The organism is Massilia sp. YIM B02443 (assembly GCF_030411955.1).
Lineage (GTDB): Bacteria > Pseudomonadota > Gammaproteobacteria > Burkholderiales > Burkholderiaceae_D > Telluria.
Genome location: NZ_JASNRA010000060.1, coordinates 1 through 2,329, shown reverse-complemented (window position 1 = coordinate 2,329; position 2,329 = coordinate 1). Strand labels below are relative to the sequence as shown.

General features: G+C 70.8%; 1 protein-coding gene. It reads left to right on the top strand.

Annotation, left to right across the window (positions count from 1 at the left end; all coding sequences use genetic code 11):
* Window positions 1–167: 167 nt before the first annotated feature.
* A partial coding sequence (locus QPK27_RS25135; RefSeq protein WP_290420876.1) for an ABC transporter permease occupies window positions 168–2,329 on the top strand: 2,162 nt, incomplete at its 3' end.

The window sequence follows — 2,329 nt, the reverse complement described above, 5'->3', positions numbered from 1 at the left end:
GCGCTGGCGATCCGGCATTACCTGGCGGACTTCGTCGAGCACGCGCCGTTCGGGCAGTGGCCGCTGGTCGCGGGCCTGGCGGTGGCAGCACTGGCGGCGCTGCTGGCCGTGGCGCGCCATACCGGGCTGGCGATGCGCATGAGTCCGGTGCAGGCGCTGCACTCGGCATGAGGGGCCGTTTGTACACGGCGCGCGATTTCCTGGTCGGCTGGCGCCTGCTGCTGCGCGAGCCGGGCTACTCCGCCGTCACCGTGCTCGGGCTGGCGCTGGCCTGCGCCGCCTGCTACCTGCTGTTCGGCTTCGTGGCATGGTGCCTGCACTACAACGGCCACGTGCCGCAGGCCGAACGCGTGTACGTGGTCAAGCAGCGCATCAACCACTTCCCGCGGCCGGACTGGAACACCAATGCCATGCTGTTCCTGCGTAATACGGCGATCGACAGCGGCATGGCCGGGCAGGCCAGCATTTTCGATCCGCTCGACAAGCCGCTACGCGTTGGCGACGCGCTGCATGAGATGACGCTGGCGGCGGTCGACCCTGGCTTCGGCACCATGTTCGGCATCGTCCCGCTGGCCGGCGACCTGGATGCCGCGCTGACGCGGCCGGACGGCCTGGCGCTCACGCGCTCTGCCGCGCTGCGCCTGTTCGGCAAGGAGGCGGCGCTGGGGGCCACGCTGCGCGTTGGCGGCGAAGTGCTGCAGGTGCTGGCGCTGCTGCCCGATGTGCCGGCCAACGCCACCCAGCACTGGGACGCGCTGACCGGTCCGCTCAGCCGCGCACGTCCGCCGGCCGAGCGCGTGACACGTCCTACCGACAGCCAGCATGGCCAGGTGCTGGTCAAGCTGCATCCTGGCCAGCAGCTCGAGGCGCTGACGGCACTGATGCAGCAGGCGCTCGACGATTCGCCGTTCGAGCGCAGGATGCGCGCCAATGCGGTGGGTCGCGCGTTCGACCGCCCCGGCACCGAAGCGAAGCTGGTGGCGCTGCCGGACGCCTATTTCGATCCTGACTTGGCCAGCGGCAGCGACGCGCGCCAGCATGGCCGGCGCGACAGCGTGCTGGCGCTGGCCGGCATCGCGCTGCTGATCCTGGGCCTGGCCGTGACCAACTGGATCAATCTGAGCACGGTGCGCACCTTGCGCCGACAGCGCGAGATCGGCATGCGCAAGGTGCTCGGTGCCGGGGCAGCGCGCGTGGCCGCGCAGTTCGTGGCCGAGTCGGTGCTGGTGGCGGGCGTGGCGATGGCGGCCGGCATCGTGCTGGCCTGGCTGCTGCTGCCGGCATTCGCGGCGCTGGTCGACCGTCCGCTGCAAGGGTTCTTTACGCCGGCGCGGCTAACACTCGGCCTGGCATGCGCCGGCCTGGCCGGCGTGACGGCCGGCCTGTACCCGGCCTGGACCGCGATGCGCGTGCGGCCGGCCACGGTGCTGGCCGGGCGCGACAGCGCCAGCGAGACGGTCGGCAACCTGTGGCTGCGGCGGCTGCTGACGGTGCTGCAGTTCGCCGTGGCGATGGCCTTGAGCGCGGTCACGGTGACGGTGGGCTGGCAGGCCTGGTATGCGAGCAACGCCGATCCGGGTTTCGACCCGGCCAGGCTGTCGCTGCTGCGCCTGCCCGATTCGAGCGATGCACAAGTGCAGGCGCTGGCGCGGGCACTGGAACGCGTGCCGGGGATTCAGGGCGCGGCAGTGGCGTCGGAAGCAGTGGGGCGCGACGAACTCAAGATCATCGGCGGCTTCGAGACGCGCAAGGGCGAGGATTTCCGGGTCGAGATCAAGCAGGTGGCGCCGGGCTTCTTCGACCTGTACGGCATGCGGCCGCTGGCCGGACGGCTGTTCGATCCGGGACGCGACCGGCCGGGGCGCGGCGCGGTGGTGCTGAACATGGCCGCGGCGCAGGCGCTGGGCTATCGCAGCGCGCAGGAGGCGGTGGGGCAGATGCCGTTCGTGCGCGACGATGCGCCCGATACCGTCATCCTGGGCGTGGCGCCGGACCTGCGCTACCAGTCGCTGCGCGAACGTCCCGGCCCGCTGATCTACCAGGTGGCGGACACCGGCTCGGTGATCACGCTGCGCTCCGCACTCCCGATCCAGAAACTGGCGGAGCTGGTGCGGCCCGTATGGCGCCAGGTGTATCCGGATGAGGTAATGCGGCTGCAAACCGCGTCGAGCGTGTTCGCCGAAAACTACAGTACCGACCTGCGCATGGCGCAGATGCTGGGCGCGGCCAGCACCGTGGCGCTGGCCTTGTCGGCGTTCGGCATCTACGTGCTGTCCGCGTACACCGTACAGCGCGGGCGGCGCGAGATCGTGATCCGCAAGCTCTACGG